Source organism: Treponema sp. J25, assembly GCF_004343725.1.
In the GTDB taxonomy this organism is placed as follows: Bacteria; Spirochaetota; Spirochaetia; order Treponematales; family Breznakiellaceae; genus J25.
The window spans coordinates 96,532-115,983 of sequence record NZ_PTQW01000014.1 but is presented as its reverse complement, the minus strand read 5'-3'; the positions used below and the strand labels follow the sequence as shown (position 1 = coordinate 115,983).

The following is a 19,452-nucleotide window of genomic DNA, read 5'->3' as shown; positions in this document are numbered from 1 at the left end:
CCTCTCTGGCGAGCCCGGTTTTGTCTTTAACGAAACTGCCGCACAGGTGTTTTTACCATGTCCCTGGCCATGCCCCCTGGTGTGCTATCCCATCACCATCGCCGCGCCCACATCTCTGGCACTCCTTCCTCAGGGGGGCTGATGTCCCTTTCCCCCGGGGCCTGGCCAATGATTTGAATATCCCCTCGTACCGGGTACCCTAGTACAGGGTTCCCGTGTTGACTACCGGCTGGGCCTCCCGGTTGGCACAGAGCACTACCAGGAGGTTGCTTACCATGGCGGCCTTCCGTTCTTCATCCAGGTTGATGATTTGTCGCTGGCTTAGCTTTTCCAGGGCCATTTCTACCATGCCCACCGCCCCTTCCACAATAAGCTGGCGGGCGGCAACCACCGCGGTCGCCTGCTGTTTTTGGAGCATCGCCGTGGCAATTTCTGGGGCATAGGAAAGGTGGGTAATCCGGGCTTCGATAATCTCCAGGCCCGCGATGTCTACCTTTTGTTGTATTTCCGCTTTAAGGCGCTCTGCGATTTCCTGACTGCTGCCCCGCAGGGATTTTTCGTTCTCCTCATCGGGTGAATCATAGGGATACAGCCGGACGATATTCCGCAGGGCCGAATCGCACTGAATGGAAAGGTACTCTACGTAGTTATCCACGTTAAAGACCGCCTTTGCCGTGTCTATGACCCGCCAGACCACCACAATCCCGATAATGATAGGATTACCGAGGGCGTCGTTGATTTTTTGTTTTTCGTTATCCAGGGTAAGGACCTTAAGGGATATTCTTTTGTTTACCCCTTCTCCTCGGCCGGGGGTAGTTTTTTCAAGGGGCACCTGGGCGGTAGAGGGTTTTACAGGGACGGGGGCCACGGCTTGCACAAAGGGGGTAACCCAGAAAAAGCCCGGACCTTTAAGGGTCCCATAATATTTCCCAAATAGGGTAAGAACGAGGGCTTCGTTGGGTTTAAGAATCCGAAGCCCCGTAAACACCAGGGGCCCCAGGATAAAACCGTAGAGGCCGCCGAGGCTCATCATCAGAATAGCCTGTAGAGTAAGCTGTTTATCGGCCTGTATGGAACCATAAATGAAAAGCGCCACGGTGCCTGCGGTAAGGGTAATGTTTCCGATGAGCATGGGCATTCCCGCCCAATAGGGGGCAGGGCGTTCCTCGTTCTGACCTGACGTACGCATGGGTTCCTCCTTCTTTCCCCATGAGGGATTCTGATTAAGATAGTAGTGTGATATCATTTTGATATCACTAAGATATATAATAAGGCAACCGTTGATTTTGTCAAGGGGAAAAGTGGAAGTATAGGGCACCCGCTGCTATAACCGTATCACCTACTAGGACTGTATTTTCGCAAAATAAAAAGGTTCTTGGCTTGGTGATATCCGCTGCCATAACCATCTCTTTACAAAATAAAGAGGTGAGCTTGGCTTACTGGTAGCGGTTCCTTTGAAAAAAGGTCCTTTGGAGTATGGAGCTTGAAGGGTCTGCAAGGAGATATCAAAAATTGTTGTCTGGTAACTTTATAAAAGGATCTCCTACGACCGAAGGACTGAACAAAGGTCACGACTTTTTACGAGCCGCTAAAGGCTATAATTTCCGGGGGAATCGCCGTAAGATCCAGTACCTTGTGGGCCGCCCCTAGCTCTACCGCAGCCCGAGGCATACCCCAGACGATGGAACTGGCCTCGTCCTGGGCAAGGGTCCGGGCCCCCGATTCTTTCATAGCCAGAAGCCCCGCTGCTCCATCCCGTCCCATGCCCGTAAGCAGAATTCCCAGGGCATTTTTCCCCACCTCCTGGGCCACCGAATAAAAAAGGGGATCCACCGCGGGCCGCTGATAGTGGACCCGTTCTTTTTGGTTTAGGTGAATGAAAAGGGATGCCCCCTTGCGGCGGATCTCCATGTGGTAGCCCCCGGGGGCGACGTAGGCCGTTCCTGCTTCTATAAGCTCCTCATCTTCTGCTTCTTTTACCTGGAGGGCGCTGATTTCGTTAAGGCGCTGAGCAAACTGGCGGGTAAAGTTTGCAGGCATGTGTTGCACCACCAACAGGGGCGGCAGGTGGGCCGGAAGTTGCCGGAATATGCTTTCTAGAGCAACCGTTCCCCCGGTGGAGGCCCCAATAGCAATGAGTTTTTCGGTGGTGGTAACCTGGGTAAGATGGGAGCGGCTCGGTGTCCCCGCTGTACCGGTGGAGCTTCCCGAGCTCTTCCCCGCAACCGGGGAAGAGCCGGGTAGTTTGGTTATCTGTGCAATATCCTGCGGAGGAAAGGAGGAATACGGCGGTGCTGGATGCCTGGACCTATCCTGAAGGGGCCCCGCAACAACGGATCGTATTTTATTGATAAACTGTTCCCCTTCTTCGTAGGCGGCCCGGATTTTTTGCAGCACCTCTTCTTTTACTTCTTCAATGGTAATGCTCCCTCCGGGTTTGTTGACCACATCAAAGGCTCCCAGTTGGAGGGCCTTGATTGCCGCATACGGATCATGGGTTGTTACGGAACTTACAATAATAACGGGTAGGGGAAAGTAGTGCATGAGCCGCTCAAGAAAGGTAAGCCCATCCATCCGGGGCATTTCGATATCCAGGGTAATCACATCGGGTTTAAGCTGTACTATCTTATCCCGGGCCACGAAGGGATCTGGAGCGGTGCCCACCAGTTCCATATCGGGAACCCCTTCTATCGCTCGGGATAACACATCCCGAACAATAGCAGAATCATCGACAATCAGAACCCTTATTTTCCCCATCACTGTATCTTTTTGCTCTCCCCAAAATTTTAAAAATCAGGATTATAAAGATCATCCATATCGATTTCATACAAATTATGAACAACAATCTTGTTGTTCAGGGTATTAAAAAAGACCCGTCTACCGCTTTCTCCACCAGTGTAGCGGGCAATGATCCGAATCTTTTCTTTTCTTAAAAGAGTTTCGGCGATTTCCACATTTTTATCACCTATAAAAAAGATTTCCCGTTCGTCAAAAACGATAAAGGCCCCGCCGACAATGGTGGCAACAAGATTTTCTCGACAGGATCCATGCTTTATTAAAAATCGATTCAACAGAACCTTAATAGCGATATCTCCATACTTAGTGCTTCGGTGCATATCCGATGGGGCTACTGGTAAAAGGTAGTGACACATGGCGCCCCATCGATGTACGGTGTCATACAGACAGACCGCGACACATGATCCGAGGACCGTTTTAAGGATTGCCGGTCGTTTGGTGAATATGAGTTCTCCCGGATTCAAAAAATATTCGGTCAATCGTTCTGGTTGAAAATTAAAACAAATCGCTTTTTCCTGGGATGCATAGGTTATCATGGGGTATTCCCTCCTTTGCGGTAAATGGAATAATTAAGGGGCTGAAAATTATGGTGTAATCCAACAAGACTTTCTGATAAACCTAATACCAGGTACCCCTTGTTTTTTAAAACGTCATACATTTTTTCTAAGATCTGTTCTTTCTCCTGAGCGTTAAAATAGATAAGAACATTTCTAAGAAAGATTACATCGAATTGCCGGGAGAAGGGGAAGATATCCATCAAGTTGAGTTCCCGTATTACTACAAGGGAACGAACAAAATCCTGTACGGAAAATTCCTTTGTTTTTTTGTTAAACTGAAAATAGCGACGAATTTGAGAATCCGATAATTCGCCGTGCAAACTCGAATAGTGATAGGTTGCTTCTTTTGCTTTTTTCAGTACCCTTTCTGATATGTCGGTAGCAAGAATACGAATATCCTTTTCTGGATATGCATACCCTGCTTCAAGACAGGTAATTGCCATACTATAGGCTTCTTCTCCTGAAGAACAGCCGGCACTCCACAGCCGGATATAGCTTTGCCCAGAGCCATAGGTTTTAAGGTAATACTCAAGAAAACGGAAATGCACTTTTTCTCGAAAAAAATAGGTGTAATTGGTGGTAAGACTATTAATGACAATCCGTTCAAGCTGGGGGTCCTTTTTTTGCTCCAGGGCCCGGTACAAATCAGAGAAAGACTTGTACGGTTTATCTTCCCCGATGTACCGTTGCAACCGATATTCCACCAGGTACTTCTTGTTATCCCGGATAGTAATTCCCGTATGGTAATACAAATAATTCTGGAATCCTTTAAAAAGTTCATCCGTTAATTCAGAGGATCTACGCATATTTCCTACTGGCCCTGGGTAGTTCACCTTAAAAGTCCTTAAAATCTTCCAGAGGAATCACCTTCTCAGGGCTAATCCGTTCCACCTCATCGGTTTCCTTTCCATTTCCTGAACCATGGCCTTCGTGGTGAACACTTTCTAGTTCTTCGTGAATGGTTCTTGTAAGGTTCTGGGCCGATTTGTTCCTCTGGGTATTCCCGTTAGCCCCTATGCGAGATAGGGATTTTTTCTCCCTTTTCCCCTGGGGCTCTTCTGTTTCACCCCCCTCCTTTTGTTGTTTTTTGCTCCCATTGGTAATCCGGTTCAGGGTATCCACAATACTCCGCAATTGTTCTACCTGAGAAAGGAGTTCTTCCCCTGCCGAGGCGGTTTCTTCGCTGGAAGCGGCGGTTTGCTGGACCACCGTATTTACCTGGCTAATGGCCTTGGTTACCTGGCTGGCTCCCTTACTCTGTTCTTTAAAGGCCCGGTTAATTTCGTCGAGCAGGATGTTTACTTTATTTGCGGCCTCGCTTACTTTCTTTACATCCGTGGTCACTTCCTGGGTCCGCTGGGTTCCTTTTTCAATGTTTGAAACCACGGTTTCGATAAGTTCGCTGGTTTCGCTGGAGGCTTCGGCGCTTTTCTGCGCCAGGGCCTTTACCTGGTCTGCCACCACCGCGAAACCCCGACCCGCCTCACCGGCCCGGGCGGCCTCTACCGCCGCGTTCAAGGCGAGGATAGAGGTCTGGAAAGCAATGTCGTCGATAACCTTGTTAATCTTAACCACCTTGCGACTGTTTTCGCTGATTTCCTGCATCATGGTAAGGAGTTCTTCGGTGCGGGTGCTGCTTGCGGCGGCGGCACTGGCGGTTTCTTTCATGAGGAGTTCCGCTTCGTTTACGCTCTTGGTGTTGCTTTCAATGATGGACTGCAGTTCTTCCATGCTACTGGTGATTTCTTCCACGGAACTTGCCAGTTCGCTTGCCCCACTTGAAAGTTCCTGGCTGGCCGACGCAATCTGGTTCGCCGCTCCTTCCAGATTGTCGCTCGAAAGGGTAAGTTCCCGGCTACTCTTGTTCATGGGACGGCTAATGGAGTTGGTGATAAGAAGGCCAAGGGTAATAGCCAGGAGTACGCCAGTGACTAGAGCTACTTGAATGATGAGAATGAGTCTCTCGGAAAGAGAGATGCTCTGGCTAACCCGTTCTTTCCCATAATAGGTCTTTATATATTCAAGAAGTTTATTTGCCGCGGTTATCATAGCATCAAAGGCTTCTCGGTTAGACCCCGATAGGGCCCGCTGATTTATGTCCTGTATAAGCCGGTCCCGGGCGGCCCCCTGATCCATCTGTAACAACTTTTTGGCATCTTCGATGATCGCGTTGTTTTCTTTTGCAGAGGCTTCTATTTTTTGTAGCATATCTCGGTAAAGATTTTCTTCTTGCGGTGTCTTGGAAGCTTTTTCGTATTCTGCCAGAGCGGCTCGGTATTCGGTGCGGGCTTTTTCAATGTTGTCAAATTGGCGCTGGATATCTTCTTGTGTTGCATAAGGGGAGCAGAGGGTGCGAATGGCTACTTTAATGCGTTCCATCCGGACCACGATGGTTTCTATATTTACGATAGAAGGAATGGAAATTTCTCCCATAGTATGGATTTCTTTTCCCAATCCTTCCAGGCCAAGCCATCCTATGCTTCCTATGATGGCGGCAATAAGTATAACCAGGCCGTAGCCAAATAATATTTTTACCCGTAAACTGAGTTTCCCAAACATCCTTTTCCTCCTTATCCAGCCTTCTCGGTTAGGTTTTGTTGCAATTCTACTACCTCGTCGGTAGAAAGAATTGCATCCAGATTCAGTATCATCACCATCCGGTCATTTAATTGGGCGATTCCCTGCAAATATTTGCTTTTGAACTTAAAGCCGATCTCAGGCGTCCGGTTGATGAGATCCTCTGGAATATCTACCACCTCCTGGACCGCATCAACGGCGATACCAATGTGACTTACCTCCCGGGTGCCCAGAATTTCTACAATGATAAATACGGTGCGATCCGTGTAGGCCTTTTCGGGAAGATTAAATTTTAGACGCATATCAATTACGGGGATAATGCGACCCCGCAGATTGATCACCCCCTTTAAAAACTGGCTTGTTTCATGAAGAGGGGTGATGGGGGTGTACCGAATAACCTCCTGCACTTTCCCAATAGGGATACCATAGCGTTCTTTTTCTATGGTAAACAGGAGATATTTATTGGTTGTTCCTGCCATACCGCATGCTCCTTTAAGATTTTACGTACATTTCTACTACCCGGATGAATTTGTCCCCCTGGAAGGGTTTGATAATCCACCCGGTAGCGCCCCGTTCTCGGGCAGCCATCATCTTGGCCTTGTCAGTTTCAGTGGTCAGCATGATGATAGGGGTGGTGGTATCGAACTTGCGCACCTCTTCTACAAGCTGGATACCATCCATCCGGGGCATGTTTACATCGAAGACAAAAAGGGCTATTTCATTCTGGTGGGCCTTTGCTTTTTCCAGGGCATCCTGCCCATCTATGGCGGTGATGATGTTTTCATAGTGATAAAGCCGGAGGGTCTGTTCTACAATACTCCGGATCACGTCTGAATCATCTGCAATAAGAATAGCCTTTTTCATGGGACCTCCTTGCTATTTTAGGGCTTCCAAAAAACCCTGCATGTCGACCACAAAACCGATACTTCCATCTCCAAAGATGGTTCCGCCTGAGAAAAAACGACAATCCTTAAGAATATTCTGACTGATACTTTTTATGACGATTTCCTGTTTGCCGATAAGTTCATCTACTACCACGCAGTAATGGGAGTGATCAAAATTGAATATAAGGGTGAGAAGCTGTTCTTTACTGTTCTTTTGGGGCTCCCGGAATACCCGATGGGAAAAGATAACCGGCATATGAATCCCCCGGTGGAATATCATGGCTTCCTCTTTGTTTTCGCTCAGATACAGTTCCTCTGGTGGTACCACCTTGATTTCTTCTATTGACGAGAAGGGGAACACATACTTATTGTCTCCCACCCGGGTAACAAAGCCTTCGATGATTGCCAGCGTGAGGGGCAGTTTTATGGTAAAACAGGTTCCCTTCCCCATTTCAGAGTGGACCTCCACCCGGCCATGGATGCTATCCAGATTCTTTTTAACCACATCAAGGCCGACCCCACGGCCTGATACACTGGTCACCTGGTCGGCGGTGGAAAACCCTGGAAGGAATAGCAGGTTGTAAATGTCCCGTTCACTTAGTGTTGCGGTGTCTTCTTTTTTAATGATCCCTTTTTCTACCGCCTTTTGGAGTACCCGCTCAGGATCAATACCCTGTCCATCATCCTGAACGATGATTTCGATACCGCTTCCCTTGTGTTCAGCGGACAGGATAATTTTCCCTAAACGATTTTTCCCTCGCTCTTCCCGGGTTTTACCATCTTCGATGCCGTGGTCGATAGAGTTGCGAATCAGATGCAGGAGGGGGTCGTAGATGGTTTCGATGACATTACGATCGAGTTCGGTGTCTTCTCCCCGCACTTCAAGATAGACATTTTTCCCCAGTTCCTCTGCGGTATTACGGGCAACAACCCGTAATTTATTAAAGATCTCTGCAATAGGCACCATTCCCATGGAAAGAACCAGGTTTTTAATGGTGGTAGTGATGGTTTCAAGCTGGCTGATGCTTCGTTCTGCCGTTTCGGTTAGATGGAGTTGCCGTAATTCCTGTTTAAGCATCGACTGGTTAATGACCAGCTCTCCAACAATATCGATAAGGGTATTAAGTTTTTCGTTGGAAACTTTAACGATGGCGCTTCTTTTAAGACGGTTTGCAATATCACTCTGTTTTTTAAGGGCCGCCACTACATCTTCTGGTCGGGCGGCTTGTTCTTCTATTATGATTTCGCCTAGTTTTTTCTCGCTACTCTCCTGTTTTTTAAGGATTTCCTTAAGGATGGCAGGCGCAATTTTCCCTTCCTCTTCCAGAATTTCTCCAATTTTTTTGTATCGATATTCTTCTTTTATCTTTTTAAGAAGTCTGATGTAGGGATAGATATTGACCATCCTGAAGGATGAGACCATAGAACGATTTTGATATTCATGGGCGGCCATGATGTCTAACAGGTTTTTAAGCAGTTCCATCCCAAAGAAGATGATGTCGATGAGTTCCTTTGTAAGGATAAGTTTCCCATCCCGCACGATGGCTAAAAGGTCTTCGATGCTATGAGCGGTTTCTTCGATGTTTTTTAATCCTAAAAAGGCACTGGATCCCTTAATAGTATGAAAATTACGGAAAATTGTGTGTAACAGTTCTTTGTTGGTCCCATCGTACTCTAATTCCACCAGCGTAGCCTGGGCTTCTTCCAGGTGTTCCTGGGCTTCAGTATGAAACTGTTCAAGTAATTTGCGATCTTCGATGATGGCATCAAAGTAATTGGTAGGGTAGGATGGTTCTCCATGTCTCACGGGTTTTTCTTCTGTCCTGAATGATGGGGCTGTTGACGGTGGTGTGTTTGTCTTTTCGATTTCTGGGGTTGTGCTCGCTTTTTCGGAAAAACCGTTAAGAATCCCTCCTTCCCCTGGCGTAGGAACATGACCGTTGCCTTTTTCTGTTCTGGAAGATTGAGTAGTACGGAATAGTTTCTCATATTTACGAATAAGAGGTTCCTGGGTACGAATGCGCTCCCCATAGGATTTTCCTGAGATTCGGCCGGTAATAAAAAGCTCAAGCCCCTCTACCAGTTCTTGTAATAATCTGAGGGCTTCTTCTTCATAGCTGGGTTGTGCCAGGGCCCATGCCAGGGGACGCATGTGGGCCACAAGACTATGGAGCTTTTCGAGGGATTTCTTTCCCTCTAAAAACGTACATAGCTGCCCAATTCTATCCTGGATATCCGCGGCGCCTAAAAGATCTCCCTGTTCATAGCTAGAAAGAGAAGTAGTAAGTTCCTGGATCTTTTCTATTAGAACGGTGGTAGGGTCTTTCATAGGAGGTCCCTAGTTAAAACTGATAAACTGTTCATGATTCACCGGAAGAGTACCATGAAGCGCTTCCCGATCTTCGCCGAGCATCTCTTTAAAAAGCCGGTTCACCATCGTCCGTTCCCCATCGGTGGTGGCAAGGTTTGCAAGTTCCTCTAAAACCTTACGCCGTTGAGGGCAGTTGGGGCCTGGACAGGACTGGTTAAATCGGAAGTATTTTTCCATGTAGTCATTTACTTCCCTCAAAAAAAGATCGATGAAATGGGCCTGATGATCCAGTTCTTCCTTTACAATTGCCAGATTCTGGAGGGTAGTAAAAAAGTGAAGAAGGATATTTTTCTGCTCTTCCTGGTTTTGTTCGATATGATTCACCGCTTTTTGCATATACTGGTTAAGCTTTTCTGAAGTTTCTTCAAAACGGAAGATGAGTTTTTGAAGTTCCTCTAGAATGGTTCCCAGAGAAAGGAGATCCTTTTTTTGTTCCTTCTGACTACGCTGCATAAACTCATGGGTGTCCCTGATGGATTGACCGATGCTTCCCAGGGTTTCTTCTGTAGACTGGGCAAGTTTACGCAATTCCCGGGCTAGGAGGACAAAGGGATTGGTCCCATGCAGGCGGGAAGCTTCGATGCTTAAAATTAAGGGAAATCATTTTTATTTTTTCGGTGATATCCATTACCTGATAGAATCGATCAAAGGTATCTTCGATTCGTTTGACGGAATATTCTAGCTTGTTGAGGATGTTCTCTTCTATTTTTTGGGCTTGACTGGTGTATTCTTCAAGGCTACTACGATATTCGCGGGAAAAACGGGAGAATGCCTCCTGATGGGCCCCAAACTCGTTTTGCACGTCTTTTATGAAATTCTGGTTTTGGTCGTTTAGACTCTTAAGTCGCTCCAGATTATGAAGGGCCTCGGTAGTAGCGTTCCCCCATTTGGTATAGATCATTTCTCGCCATTCTTCTCCTATGTCGAGGGGAAGATGAACGGGACACAGTTCGCTCAGGGAACGGTATGTCTTTTCAAGTTCCGCATATTTTTTATGTAAGAGCTCTATTTCATCCTGCAGGGCCTGCTTTTCCTGGTTCAGTTTTTCTACGAGACCGGTGGTTTGTTCACAAAGATACACTAATGAAAAAGATCCATCGGCCCCTTTTTCTTTGTTGTGCGGTTCAGCCTCTTGATATTCTTCAGATAAAAAACGGGAAAGAAGAATTTTCCCTGTTTTCTGGACATTTTGTATGCCTGAGAGCTCTTTGTAATGTTTTGCAGAATACAGCAGGGCTCCGCCTGCAAGCGGAATGAGCATAAGCGCCGTTTCTCGAACAAGCACAACAAACCCTGCCACTACCAGTATGGAAAGCCAGAAAAGAAGTGAAAGGGTGTAATATTTTGTCATAATCGAGCTCCCGGGAAAGATCTCCGTACCCTGGGAACCCTTGTGATATCTTCCCAGGATGTAGAAAAAACGGACCTCTATCCCTTTGCCGCTTAATCCCGTGCTTCCTTAAGCTATATGCAAGGGCACATATAAAAGATTAGTAAAATATTCTGATTTGTCAATAAAATTCTGTATAATAATGAAATATCCAAAATCTCCAGAATGTAAAAAATCTCTATTGGTACGTCATGATTGTCGAATGGGGATGATAAAACAACTCCGCACCGTTAGGTGCGGAGTTGTTATTGAGACTGTTTTGGTGTCTGTTTGATAGTATTTTAGTAGTACGGTGGGATGCTCAGGCTACCTCTTTCGCCTGCCTTCATCCCCTATAGTATCGTAATCTGAGCGCATTGAGAACCACCGAGACAGAACTGAAGGACATGGCCGCCGCGGCAAGCATGGGGTTCAGGAGGGGACCCCCAAACACATGGAGGAGTCCCGCCGCAATGGGGATGCCCAGGACGTTGTACGCAAAGGCCCAGAACAGGTTTTGTTTGATGGTCCGCATAACCCGCCGAGAAATCTGAAGCGCCGTAAGAATATCCCGGGGATCGCTATGTACCAGCACAATATCGGCGCTTTCCATGGCTATATCGGTGCCGGCCCCAATGGCGATGCCCACGTCGGCGCTGGCCAGAGCCGGTGCGTCGTTAATTCCATCTCCTACCATGGCAACCCGAAACCCTTCTTCCTTTAGCTGTTGGACAATTGCGGCCTTATCCTGGGGGAGCACCTCCGCAAAGACCCGCTCAATCCCTACCTGCGCTGCAATGGCCTCTGCGGTATGTTGATGGTCTCCGCTTATGAGGACGGTGGTAATGCCCGCCGCCTTAAGGTGTTCGATAGCCCCTTTACTCGTGGGTCGCAGGGTGTCCGCTACGGCGAGAAGTCCCAGATACTGACCGTCCAGGGCCACATGGAGCACCGTTTTCCCTTCCTGATACAGGGTTTCGGCCTTGGACATGCCTGCAGCAAAGGCTTCATTTTGGTGGACCCCCCTTTCTTCCAGAAAAACCCGGTTCCCCACGAAGAGGGTATGGGGCGCGGCATCGTGTTCGACGGTACCCTCGATTCCCTTGCCCGGATAGGCCTGTACGTCCTGAACCGGCAGCAGTTCGAGCTTTTGTTCCTGAGCCGCCTGGACAATGGCAGAGGCGAGGGGATGTTCCGATGCTTTCTCAAGGGAGGCGGCAAGACGTAGCAACCAGCTTTCCGTAAATCCGGGGACCTCTCCAGTAAGAAAACCCTCTGAGGAACTCGTCTGGAGCGGCCCCTGGGCAGGTCTGCCGTTGGATTCTGGGACAGTGGTATCAAAAAGGCCTTTCTCTTGAGGGGCTGTCCACAGGTCGGTAAGCCGGGGTTTCCCCTCGGTTATGGTGCCCGTTTTGTCCAGGGCGACTAGATTGATAGTGTGGGCCCGTTCCAGGGCTTCCCCTGATTTAAAGAGGATTCCCAATTCGGCGGCCCGTCCGCTTCCCACCATGATGGCCGTGGGGGTAGCGAGACCCAGGGCGCAGGGACAGGCGATAGTCAGGACCGCCACAAGGACGGTAAGACTAAAGAAGATATCCTGTCCTGCCAGGTACCAGGCAAGGGCCGAAAGAAAGGCGATGGCCACCACTATGGGTACGAAGACCCCCGATACCTGGTCCGCCAGTCGGGCAATGGGGGCCCGGGACCCCTGGGCGGTTTCCACCAGATGGATAATCTGGGAAAGAAGACTTTCTGAGCCTACTTTGGTGGCTTCGATAACAAGGATCCCCTGATTGTTCAGGGTTCCTCCATACACGGGGCTCCCCGTGCCCTTTTCGACGGGAAGGCTTTCGCCGGTAAGCATCGATTCATCGACGCTGCTGGAACCTTCCACAACCATGCCGTCGACGGGGATAGTGGTTCCCGGTTTTACTAGAACCCGGTCCCCCGGGTTAATGAATTCTACGGGCACCTCGAATTCCCGGCCCTCTCGGATGATGAGGGCTGTCTTGGGACGCAGCCGCATCAGTTTCTTAATCGCCTCGCTTGCCCGGCCTTTGGAGCGGTTTTCCAGGGTTTTCCCTAAAAGGATCAAGGTGATGATGGTGGCCGCCGTTTCATAGTACAGTCCATGGTTCCCATGATGGGCTCCCTGGAAAAGGCGTATGGTTTCGTAGAGACTATACAGGAGGGCCGCGCTGGTCCCTAGGGCAATGAGGCTGTCCATGTTGGGCCCCCCGTGGACTATGGCCCGAAAGCCATCGATATAAAACCGACGACCCGCAAAAAGAACCGGTACCACCAGGAGTAATTGGATTAGGGCGGCCGGAAGAGGATTTTTTTCTATGTTGAAGATAGCCGGCACCGGCAGACCCACCATGGGACCCATGGCAAGATAGAGGAGGGGGAGCGTACAAAGAGCAGCCCCGATAAGGCGGCGCCGGAGACTGGCCTGTTCCCGATCCTTCGCTGCCTGGTGGGTATCCTCGCTGGCGGAGGGGAGGCTGGCGGTATAGCCCGCTTTCTGTACGGCGGTCATGATGGCTTCGGGGCTTACCTTGCTTTCATCGAATTGGACCAGGAGTTTTTCACTGGCAAAATTGACAACCCCTTCCTGGACCCCTGGAAGTTTTTTGACGGCCCGCTCTATCGCCCGGGCGCAGGCGCTACAGGTCATCCCCTGAATTTCGTATTGTTGTATGTGCATAGGAGTTCCTCCGTTGCTTCTGAGTAAAGGGTGACAAGCCCTGGGGAATTAAAGGATCCTTCTGTCCCTGTAAAAATGTGGGTATCAAAAAAGGGATTTCCCCCGTTTCATCACCGCTAATATAGTGCTTTTTTAATATACTTTTTATTCTTTAGAGAATCAATAAGGAATAAGGATGGCTGGCGTTCAAAAGAGGAGACCCTTCCCTTCGGATGAGTAAAAAAACTCAGAGGAGCGAAGGAAGACCTTTTTACCGGATAGATAGAAAGCTCTTTTGTGGTACAATACCCCTATGAGAAGTGTCCTGAGGGCTTGGAAAAGGGCGATGTTCCTATCACTCCCTGTGTTTTTGCTGATGGGGCTACTGGCTGGCTGTTCGGGGGAAGTCGCCGCCGACGTGAGCCCGGCGCCCCTTTCTGGGGAAGACCGGCGGCTTCTCCAACACCTGGTAATGGAGGCCCGTTCGGCGGTATGGCAGGCCTGGCAGGAAGGGCCACCCCCCCGCTGGGAGGATTATCCCTACACCGCCGAGCGTCAGGGGATTATTGTCCGTTTTGTGGCAGGCCGAAAGCCCCGGGGCTGCCAGGCCTTTTACCAGGGGGTGGGGGACCTGGCGCTGGGGGCTCGCCTTGCGGCCCTGGATGCGGCTTTCCACGATGCCCGCTACGAGCCTTTGCGTAAAGAAGAAGCGCCAGACCTGGCCATTGAAGTGTGTATTGTGGGGCCCCTGGTACCTATGAAGGGGCCTGAGGATTTTTCCCTTGGGAAGGAACTGGTGTACCTGGTACATCCCGCGGGTTCTGTGCTGATGCAGCCATCCCTCGCCCGGGAACATGGCTGGACTAAAAGGGCCTACCTGGAGGCTCTCTGCAAAAAGGAGGGGCTTCCGAAGGGTGCCTGGCGTGATAAGGGCGTGGTGTTGTATCGGGCATCGGTTAAGGAGTGGAAAGAGCCCTTTATGCAGGAAGAGGGGGAAGCCCCTCGACGGGAGTAAAAGCAGGCACGCCCTTAGGGGAATGGGAGAGGGGTATTATTTCTGATGGATGCCGCTGCTGGGGAATATCAGGGGGCCCCCTCACTTCTGGTACGTGAGGGCCCTACGACTTTTCAGGCTGAGCCTGTGAGGGACTAAAAATAACAGAAAAAATAACTGGTGATGTCCTCGGTTATACCCACCACCTCATAGCCACTTGTATGGGCGGCGATAACGGACTTTCCCCGCTGTAGCTGTTCTAACACCAGGGAAAGGAGGATCATCCCCGCATTGTTGTCGCAACATACCTTTAGGGCCCGCGCTGGGGTTAAGTACGTAAGGGCCTCCCGGGATTGGGCATCCCGCTGTTGGGTAAGTTCCAGGTTTCCTTGATGGCTAAAATCGCTCGAGATAAGGAGGAATATCCCCGGGTCCCGGGCCATCTCCCGCCCAATAGTCTCGGCCAGGGTGGTAAGGTTCGCCATACGAAACGAGGGGGTTGTAAGAACGATGGGGACCATCCGGGCCCGGGGAAAATGCTTGGTCATAAAAGCCACGGGGATGCCTATCCCGTGTTCTCCTGCAAATGAGTCGGGATCCCAGGGTATGCCAAGGGATGTGCGTATGCCCTCTGCGAGGGAGAGGTTAACCGTTACCCTACCAAGGCCTGTTTCCCAGGGGACCTTTGAGAGGGCGATTGGTTCCTTTCCCTGCATAAAATGTTTTGGCGATACCACGATAAAGGTGTGAATTGGGGGCGCCGGCTTCTTGCGAAGCTCCTTCAGATCCGCAAAAAAACGATCGATGTACCAGGAAACCAATAGGTGATGGCTGGTAATGCCCGCCACGGGGAAAGCCCCATAGGGGGCTGGTTTGTTTTCTGCGGGAGAAAGCCACTGGGCCCCCGGAATAGGGGGCGGCTGAAGGACCCGGCGCAGTTTTCCCTGATCGAGGGCGGTTTCGCTCAGGTGCTTTGGGCCGGAGCAGAAAACCGTCCCGGCGGGGAGCCCCACTGGCTCTCCCCTGGTGCAAGCGCTGAGGCCTATGCAAAGCAGCGCAAACCACCATCGCCCCCCCTTCAGGAGGGGGGCCTCTTTCTGACCATAGGGCGTTTCCCTCATGAACAGGCACGGCCCCCTTATCTCAGGGCATGAGTCCCCGGAGCCACTCGGGCCGTTTTGCCTCCAGTTCCTTTTTAGAAGGATTCCCGTAGATAAAGGCCTTCCATTTTTCGTCGGTAAGGCGGTCATTCATGGGATGGGGGAACTCGTAGTAACTGTAGGTAAAGCCAACGGCGATGCGCTTGCCCCCCTGGCCATCATTCAGGGCCACGTACAGCATAAAGGGCTTGCCGGTGGCCACTTCCAGAACCTGGCCATTATCCCCATCGGTATGCACATCGGCCACCATGGCCATCTGGTATTTGCTTGTGTCTCCGGTATCGACATCTCCATCGGGTCGGATTATCCGGGCGATAAGAAAAGGCACGGTGGCGAGGTACTCGTTTTCATCGACACTAATGGGGTTGTTTACCACCTCCTTTTCTACTATGACGGTGAGTTTATCCAGAATATTCAGGAATGCTTCGAACTTGCCCATCCATTGGGGGGTAAGGAATTCGTATTTTTTGAGGAGGGGGAGAGAGCGTTCCAGTAAACTGGTAAGGTCATAGAAGAAGCGCAGATTGGGTTCCACGTAGTGAATCGGCCGGGGAAAATCGATGGTTCGGTAGGTAGCTTCAATGCCGTCCCCCCCGGCTGCTTCGGCATAGCTCTGTTTCACATAGAGGATTGTGTCGTGCCTGAGTTCTGCCCAGGCCGCAAGGCCGCTCTGCAGACTCTTAATGTTCCACAGGGGTTTCTGGGTAAAGTAGAACCCCGCGCCCCGTTCAAACGTCAGAATGCGCCGTACCGTATCAAGATAGCCCAGGTAAAAGGTTTGCCACCAGGCATCTTCCTTCATGGTAGACACTTCTTTTCGGATATCCTCCAGGGCCTGAGCATAGGGGGGGAACTTCTCCCGGGTTGCGGTAAGGAACTCGTAGGCCGTTTTTGAACCTAGACTGGCGGCCACATCAAGACCGCTGGGCATGGTCCGGTATTCTCCCGTTAGTCGGTCGAACCAGGAAGAATCAAGCACAAAGCGTTGACCAAAGAGGCGCCATCCCCGGGGGGGCTCCCCAAAGCGGTCTCCCGAATTGGGGGTATTGGCCCCGCTGGGGTTCCCAAAGGTAATGTTCCCTTGAATGCGCGGAGAGCGGAGTTTTTTTGCCAGGTTCTTAAGGTATTCCTCTATTTTTCCTGTTTTGAACAGTTGGGGGATATCCAGTCGGGCAATGGCGGGCTCCGCCTTTTCAATATCGTAGAGGTTAAGATCATCGCTTTCCCCAATAAGATAGGAAATGGGATCAAAGAGGCTCTGCCACAGTTCCTTAAGGGATCCCCTTGGCCCTGAGGCCTGGAGCGCCTGGCAAAGGATAAGCGCCGCGGGCCCCAATTGGTTGCTGATCCTGGCCGCTTCGGGGGTTGAAAAATCAAGATAGAAATTGATCCTTCCCAGGAACATCATGGTGCGAAAGTATGCCTTAAGGCGTGTACTTTTTGTGTAATGTCCCCGGGGAATGAACTGGGAGTAGTCTTCCCGGTAGCCAAAATTGGGGGAAAGACTAAATCCTTGGGCTTCCATGATAAGCCTGAATTCTTCCTGGAGAGAAGGGGGGAGCTGGGCTTCTATGGCTTTCTGGGTGTCCTTCTCAGAAAGGGGATTATCTTCAAGTTCGGAGGGGTGGTATTCGTTAGGTACCGGCGGCAGGGCCATGGCAAGGAGGGCCTTCGCGAGGAAAAGGTAGTTTTTTGCGAGGGTAAGGGCCTCTGAATAGGCCGGCACTTCCTTGGTGTCTTTCTCGATGCGCTTGTTCACTTCTGAGAGGGCCCCCTCCAGGAGATGCTTTAGACGGGGGATGAAAATTCTATCTTCCGTGTCTGAGAGCATCCGATCAAAGAGAAGATGCAGGCTGTGAACTAAGAGGTCTGTGGTAATAAAAACAGTCTGGGAACGCTCGTTAAAGGCCTGTTGGTAGAGGCTGACGAGATCGTCGGGGTGTTCAAGATCAAGGGGGTAGGGAGGAGCTTCGGCAAAGGCGATGAAGTTTTCCCGAAGTACCTGTTCGTGGTCAGCGGCGAGTTCTTTCATACCGACCGTACGGATAAAAGCCGGGGAAGCCGTCGGTTTGGTGTAGTAATAGGAGAGCCGCATGAGATCCGCCTCTGGCTTTTTATCCCCCAGGATGAGGTCCGCCCCAAAGACGACCCCCTCCTTTCCCTGGTATTCGGTCCGGTAAAAATAGTTCCATTCTTTTTCAAAATTATATAAATCACTTTGATAGTTTTCGTCGCTGGGAGCGGCCTTGTATTCCCCCAGAATAGGGATGACCGTTCCGATGGGGATGCTGGTAAGCACCTGCAAGGAACTTACCGAGGCATTCTTATTTTTCCCCGATTTGAACACATCGGCATAGAGTTTCGCCCTGTCATATCCTACCACGGCTATCTTTTTACCCGGGAAGGGGGACTTTAGGGGAATATCTTTGAATTCCAAGGGCTCACTCAGATACCGGGAAGGGAAATTGGGTTGTACGTTCCCCCGATAGCTTTTGGTAAAGCGGGAAAGCTGGAAATTACTCTGTGGTTCTGGAAGTTCCTCCAGGAAAAGATCAAGGGGATTATCCGACGCCGGTGGATCCTCTGAAACTGAGGTATCGTCTGAGATATCATCTTGTTGAATTCCAGAAGGGTTCTGCGTCGAAGAAGCGTTCCCTTTTGGTTTGTTGCTACAGGCGGCACCTGCGATGAGAACCGCCAAAAATAGGCACACCAGTTTTTTCATACCAATAGACCTCCTTTTGAAGATATACGCAGGGCCGGGATGATCCTCTGGGGTGTTCCGCCGATGGTCCTTACAAACTTCCCCGCGATAGGATCTATGCAAAGAATTCTATCTTCCTTACTGTTTTGTCAAGCGGTGTATCCTTTTGTAGCCAATTCTAAGAATAAAAAGTTCTTTCTTTGTGTCAAGCTGAAAAAATAGAAAAAGGATAGTAATTTCCCAGAATAAGGTTTACACTTGGGGTAACACTTTTTACCCTCATTTAATAGGAGTTATCATGCGTTTACATCTGACGACCCTACAAAAGTGGAGTATCCCAGGGGTTCTAGCAACTATCGTTTTTCTGGCCCTTTCCTGCGCGAGCACTCCGGAAACCTCAAACGGTTCTCCTCAGACTTCAGGAGACAAACCAATTGTTCGGGGAATCGCTGAGAATCCTGACAAATTGCAGTCCCAGGAATTTCTCAGTGTTACCCTCCCTGTGTCCAATCCCCGGTACCTCTCCTGTTCGGCGTGGAGCAAAGCTAAAATTCTTTCATCGGTTTTGTCTTCCTTAAAGTTACACGAGGAATTATCCCGGGAGAAAAAGTTTGAGTTGTTATCCTATCTTATTGATGAATTGCCCGTGAATGCTCCCGATGGGCTTGTGCGTCAGGTGTATGTGGGGCAATTTTTCGAAAACAAGAGCCCCCTTGAAATCCGGATTGGGGTTTTTACTCCGGGTAAGGATGCGACAATCAAGAGCGATAAAATTCTCGTTTTTATGAGTAATGCCCTCTTAGGAAAGGATGGAGAAATTCTGCGGGGTGGTGGAAAGATCATTGATCTGGATGCGAACGCTTCGGTGCTCATGATTTTGGTGGGAGACCAGGTAGCGGATACAGAATTTCTGACGAATAAGCCGGACCCTTCCTGGGAAGAAATAGAAAAGATGAGTTCCTTTGAGAAGGTGTTTCTGGCCCAGCGGTTCATTCAAGATGCGAATCCCGCTAACGATGCAAATGCGGAAAAAATTTGCCAATCTATTCTGGCAAAGGGAGATTCAGAACCCGCTGTTACCATCATGGCGATGCTGATGATGTATAATGCGAGTTTGGCAAAAGAAAACATTCCGGCGGCGGAACAATGGTGGGCGAAGATCCTTGAGTTTAGTCCCAAGGTTCCGGGAGACATGACGCCCGCAAATCTTGAAACCATGAATGGAACCGATCTCTACATTATGAAACGGCTGCTTGGAAAAGCCTCTAGCTGATTCCTCTGTAGACGGCTCTGTATCCCCGGGCCGTTGAAAAGCGATGGTCCGGGAAAAGGGGGCGTTGCGGGGGTGTCCCTC

The 19,452-nt window shown here is 49.9% G+C and carries 15 protein-coding genes; 2 read left to right on the top strand and 13 right to left on the bottom strand.

The window, feature by feature from the left end; all coding sequences use genetic code 11:
* Positions 1 to 199: 199 nt before the first annotated feature.
* From C5O22_RS05785 to C5O22_RS05735, 11 genes are all read right to left on the bottom strand, one after another.
* Positions 200 to 1,189 carry an SPFH domain-containing protein gene (locus C5O22_RS05785; RefSeq protein ID WP_132780257.1) on the bottom strand — a complete coding sequence of 330 codons (990 nt, stop codon included), beginning with the start codon at positions 1,187 to 1,189 and terminating at the stop codon, positions 200 to 202.
* 389 nt (positions 1,190 to 1,578) lie between these two features.
* Complete coding sequence (locus tag C5O22_RS05780) at positions 1,579 to 2,757, bottom strand: protein-glutamate methylesterase/protein-glutamine glutaminase (RefSeq protein WP_132780256.1); 1,179 nt, start codon at positions 2,755 to 2,757, stop codon at positions 1,579 to 1,581.
* A 29-nt stretch (positions 2,758 to 2,786) separates the two neighbouring features.
* Positions 2,787 to 3,332, bottom strand: a complete 546-nt coding sequence (locus C5O22_RS05775; RefSeq protein WP_132780255.1) for a chemotaxis protein CheD — start codon at positions 3,330 to 3,332, stop codon at positions 2,787 to 2,789.
* Positions 3,329 to 4,159: a CheR family methyltransferase gene (locus tag C5O22_RS05770; protein ID WP_132780254.1), complete on the bottom strand. Its 831-nt coding sequence runs from the start codon at positions 4,157 to 4,159 to the stop codon at positions 3,329 to 3,331. Before C5O22_RS05770 ends, C5O22_RS05775 begins: the two co-directional genes overlap by 4 nt.
* A gap of 28 nt (positions 4,160 to 4,187) precedes the next feature.
* Positions 4,188 to 5,912, bottom strand: coding sequence for a HAMP domain-containing methyl-accepting chemotaxis protein (locus tag C5O22_RS05765; protein WP_132780253.1), 1,725 nt, complete (start codon positions 5,910 to 5,912; stop codon positions 4,188 to 4,190).
* 11 nt (positions 5,913 to 5,923) lie between these two features.
* The gene (locus C5O22_RS05760) at positions 5,924 to 6,409 is read right to left on the bottom strand and encodes a chemotaxis protein CheW (protein WP_132780252.1); all 486 of its coding nucleotides are present in this window, start codon (positions 6,407 to 6,409) and stop codon (positions 5,924 to 5,926) included.
* 13 nt (positions 6,410 to 6,422) lie between these two features.
* The gene (locus C5O22_RS05755) at positions 6,423 to 6,794 is read right to left on the bottom strand and encodes a response regulator (protein ID WP_132780251.1); all 372 of its coding nucleotides are present in this window, start codon (positions 6,792 to 6,794) and stop codon (positions 6,423 to 6,425) included.
* 12 nt (positions 6,795 to 6,806) lie between these two features.
* Entirely contained in the window at positions 6,807 to 9,143 is a 2,337-nt protein-coding gene (locus tag C5O22_RS05750) for a chemotaxis protein CheA (protein WP_132780250.1), read from the bottom strand.
* 9 nt (positions 9,144 to 9,152) lie between these two features.
* Positions 9,153 to 9,713 (bottom strand): hypothetical protein, encoded by a 561-nt coding sequence (locus tag C5O22_RS05745; RefSeq protein WP_132780249.1) that lies wholly within the window; start codon positions 9,711 to 9,713, stop codon positions 9,153 to 9,155.
* Positions 9,706 to 10,536: a coiled-coil domain-containing protein gene (locus tag C5O22_RS05740; protein WP_132780248.1), complete on the bottom strand. Its 831-nt coding sequence runs from the start codon at positions 10,534 to 10,536 to the stop codon at positions 9,706 to 9,708. The genes C5O22_RS05745 and C5O22_RS05740 overlap by 8 nt, the downstream gene beginning before the upstream one ends.
* A 364-nt stretch (positions 10,537 to 10,900) precedes the next feature.
* Positions 10,901 to 13,261: a heavy metal translocating P-type ATPase gene (locus C5O22_RS05735; RefSeq protein ID WP_132780247.1), complete on the bottom strand. Its 2,361-nt coding sequence runs from the start codon at positions 13,259 to 13,261 to the stop codon at positions 10,901 to 10,903.
* Between the two features lie 325 nt (positions 13,262 to 13,586).
* Here C5O22_RS05735 and C5O22_RS05730 point away from each other — a divergent pair, with 325 nt between their 5' ends.
* Entirely contained in the window at positions 13,587 to 14,255 is a 669-nt protein-coding gene (locus tag C5O22_RS05730; protein WP_165910424.1) for an AMMECR1 domain-containing protein, read from the top strand.
* 134 nt (positions 14,256 to 14,389) lie between these two features.
* Here the strand turns inward: C5O22_RS05730 and amrB are convergent, their stop codons facing one another.
* Together amrB and C5O22_RS05720 are read right to left on the bottom strand one after the other, a co-directional pair.
* Positions 14,390 to 15,355 carry an AmmeMemoRadiSam system protein B gene (amrB, locus tag C5O22_RS05725; RefSeq protein ID WP_165910423.1) on the bottom strand — a complete coding sequence of 322 codons (966 nt, stop codon included), beginning with the start codon at positions 15,353 to 15,355 and terminating at the stop codon, positions 14,390 to 14,392.
* 22 nt (positions 15,356 to 15,377) lie between these two features.
* The gene (locus C5O22_RS05720) at positions 15,378 to 18,119 is read right to left on the bottom strand and encodes a DUF3160 domain-containing protein (RefSeq protein WP_132780244.1); all 2,742 of its coding nucleotides are present in this window, start codon (positions 18,117 to 18,119) and stop codon (positions 15,378 to 15,380) included.
* Positions 18,120 to 18,396: 277 nt separating this feature from the next.
* On the opposite strand from C5O22_RS05720, the gene C5O22_RS05715 reads away from it, so the two are divergent.
* Positions 18,397 to 19,371 carry a hypothetical protein gene (locus C5O22_RS05715; RefSeq protein WP_132780243.1) on the top strand — a complete coding sequence of 325 codons (975 nt, stop codon included), beginning with the start codon at positions 18,397 to 18,399 and terminating at the stop codon, positions 19,369 to 19,371.
* The last annotated feature ends 81 nt before the right edge of the window (positions 19,372 to 19,452 follow it).

Excerpts from the sequence above, each read along its gene's own strand:
- C5O22_RS05785 (WP_132780257.1), bottom strand. The coding sequence starts at position 1,189 with ATGCGTACGTCAGGTCAGAACGAGGAACGCCCTGCCCCCTATTGGGCG.
- C5O22_RS05780 (WP_132780256.1), bottom strand. The coding sequence starts at position 2,757 with ATGGGGAAAATAAGGGTTCTGATTGTCGATGATTCTGCTATTGTTCGG.
- C5O22_RS05775 (WP_132780255.1), bottom strand. The coding sequence starts at position 3,332 with ATGATAACCTATGCATCCCAGGAAAAAGCGATTTGTTTTAATTTTCAA.
- C5O22_RS05770 (WP_132780254.1), bottom strand. The coding sequence starts at position 4,159 with ATGCGTAGATCCTCTGAATTAACGGATGAACTTTTTAAAGGATTCCAG.
- C5O22_RS05765 (WP_132780253.1), bottom strand. The coding sequence starts at position 5,912 with ATGTTTGGGAAACTCAGTTTACGGGTAAAAATATTATTTGGCTACGGC.
- C5O22_RS05760 (WP_132780252.1), bottom strand. The coding sequence starts at position 6,409 with ATGGCAGGAACAACCAATAAATATCTCCTGTTTACCATAGAAAAAGAA.
- C5O22_RS05755 (WP_132780251.1), bottom strand. The coding sequence starts at position 6,794 with ATGAAAAAGGCTATTCTTATTGCAGATGATTCAGACGTGATCCGGAGT.
- C5O22_RS05750 (WP_132780250.1), bottom strand. The coding sequence starts at position 9,143 with ATGAAAGACCCTACCACCGTTCTAATAGAAAAGATCCAGGAACTTACT.
- C5O22_RS05740 (WP_132780248.1), bottom strand. The coding sequence starts at position 10,536 with ATGACAAAATATTACACCCTTTCACTTCTTTTCTGGCTTTCCATACTG.
- C5O22_RS05735 (WP_132780247.1), bottom strand. The coding sequence starts at position 13,261 with ATGCACATACAACAATACGAAATTCAGGGGATGACCTGTAGCGCCTGC.
- C5O22_RS05730 (WP_165910424.1), top strand. The coding sequence starts at position 13,587 with ATGTTCCTATCACTCCCTGTGTTTTTGCTGATGGGGCTACTGGCTGGC.
- amrB (WP_165910423.1), bottom strand. The coding sequence starts at position 15,355 with ATGAGGGAAACGCCCTATGGTCAGAAAGAGGCCCCCCTCCTGAAGGGG.
- C5O22_RS05720 (WP_132780244.1), bottom strand. The coding sequence starts at position 18,119 with ATGAAAAAACTGGTGTGCCTATTTTTGGCGGTTCTCATCGCAGGTGCC.
- C5O22_RS05715 (WP_132780243.1), top strand. The coding sequence starts at position 18,397 with ATGCGTTTACATCTGACGACCCTACAAAAGTGGAGTATCCCAGGGGTT.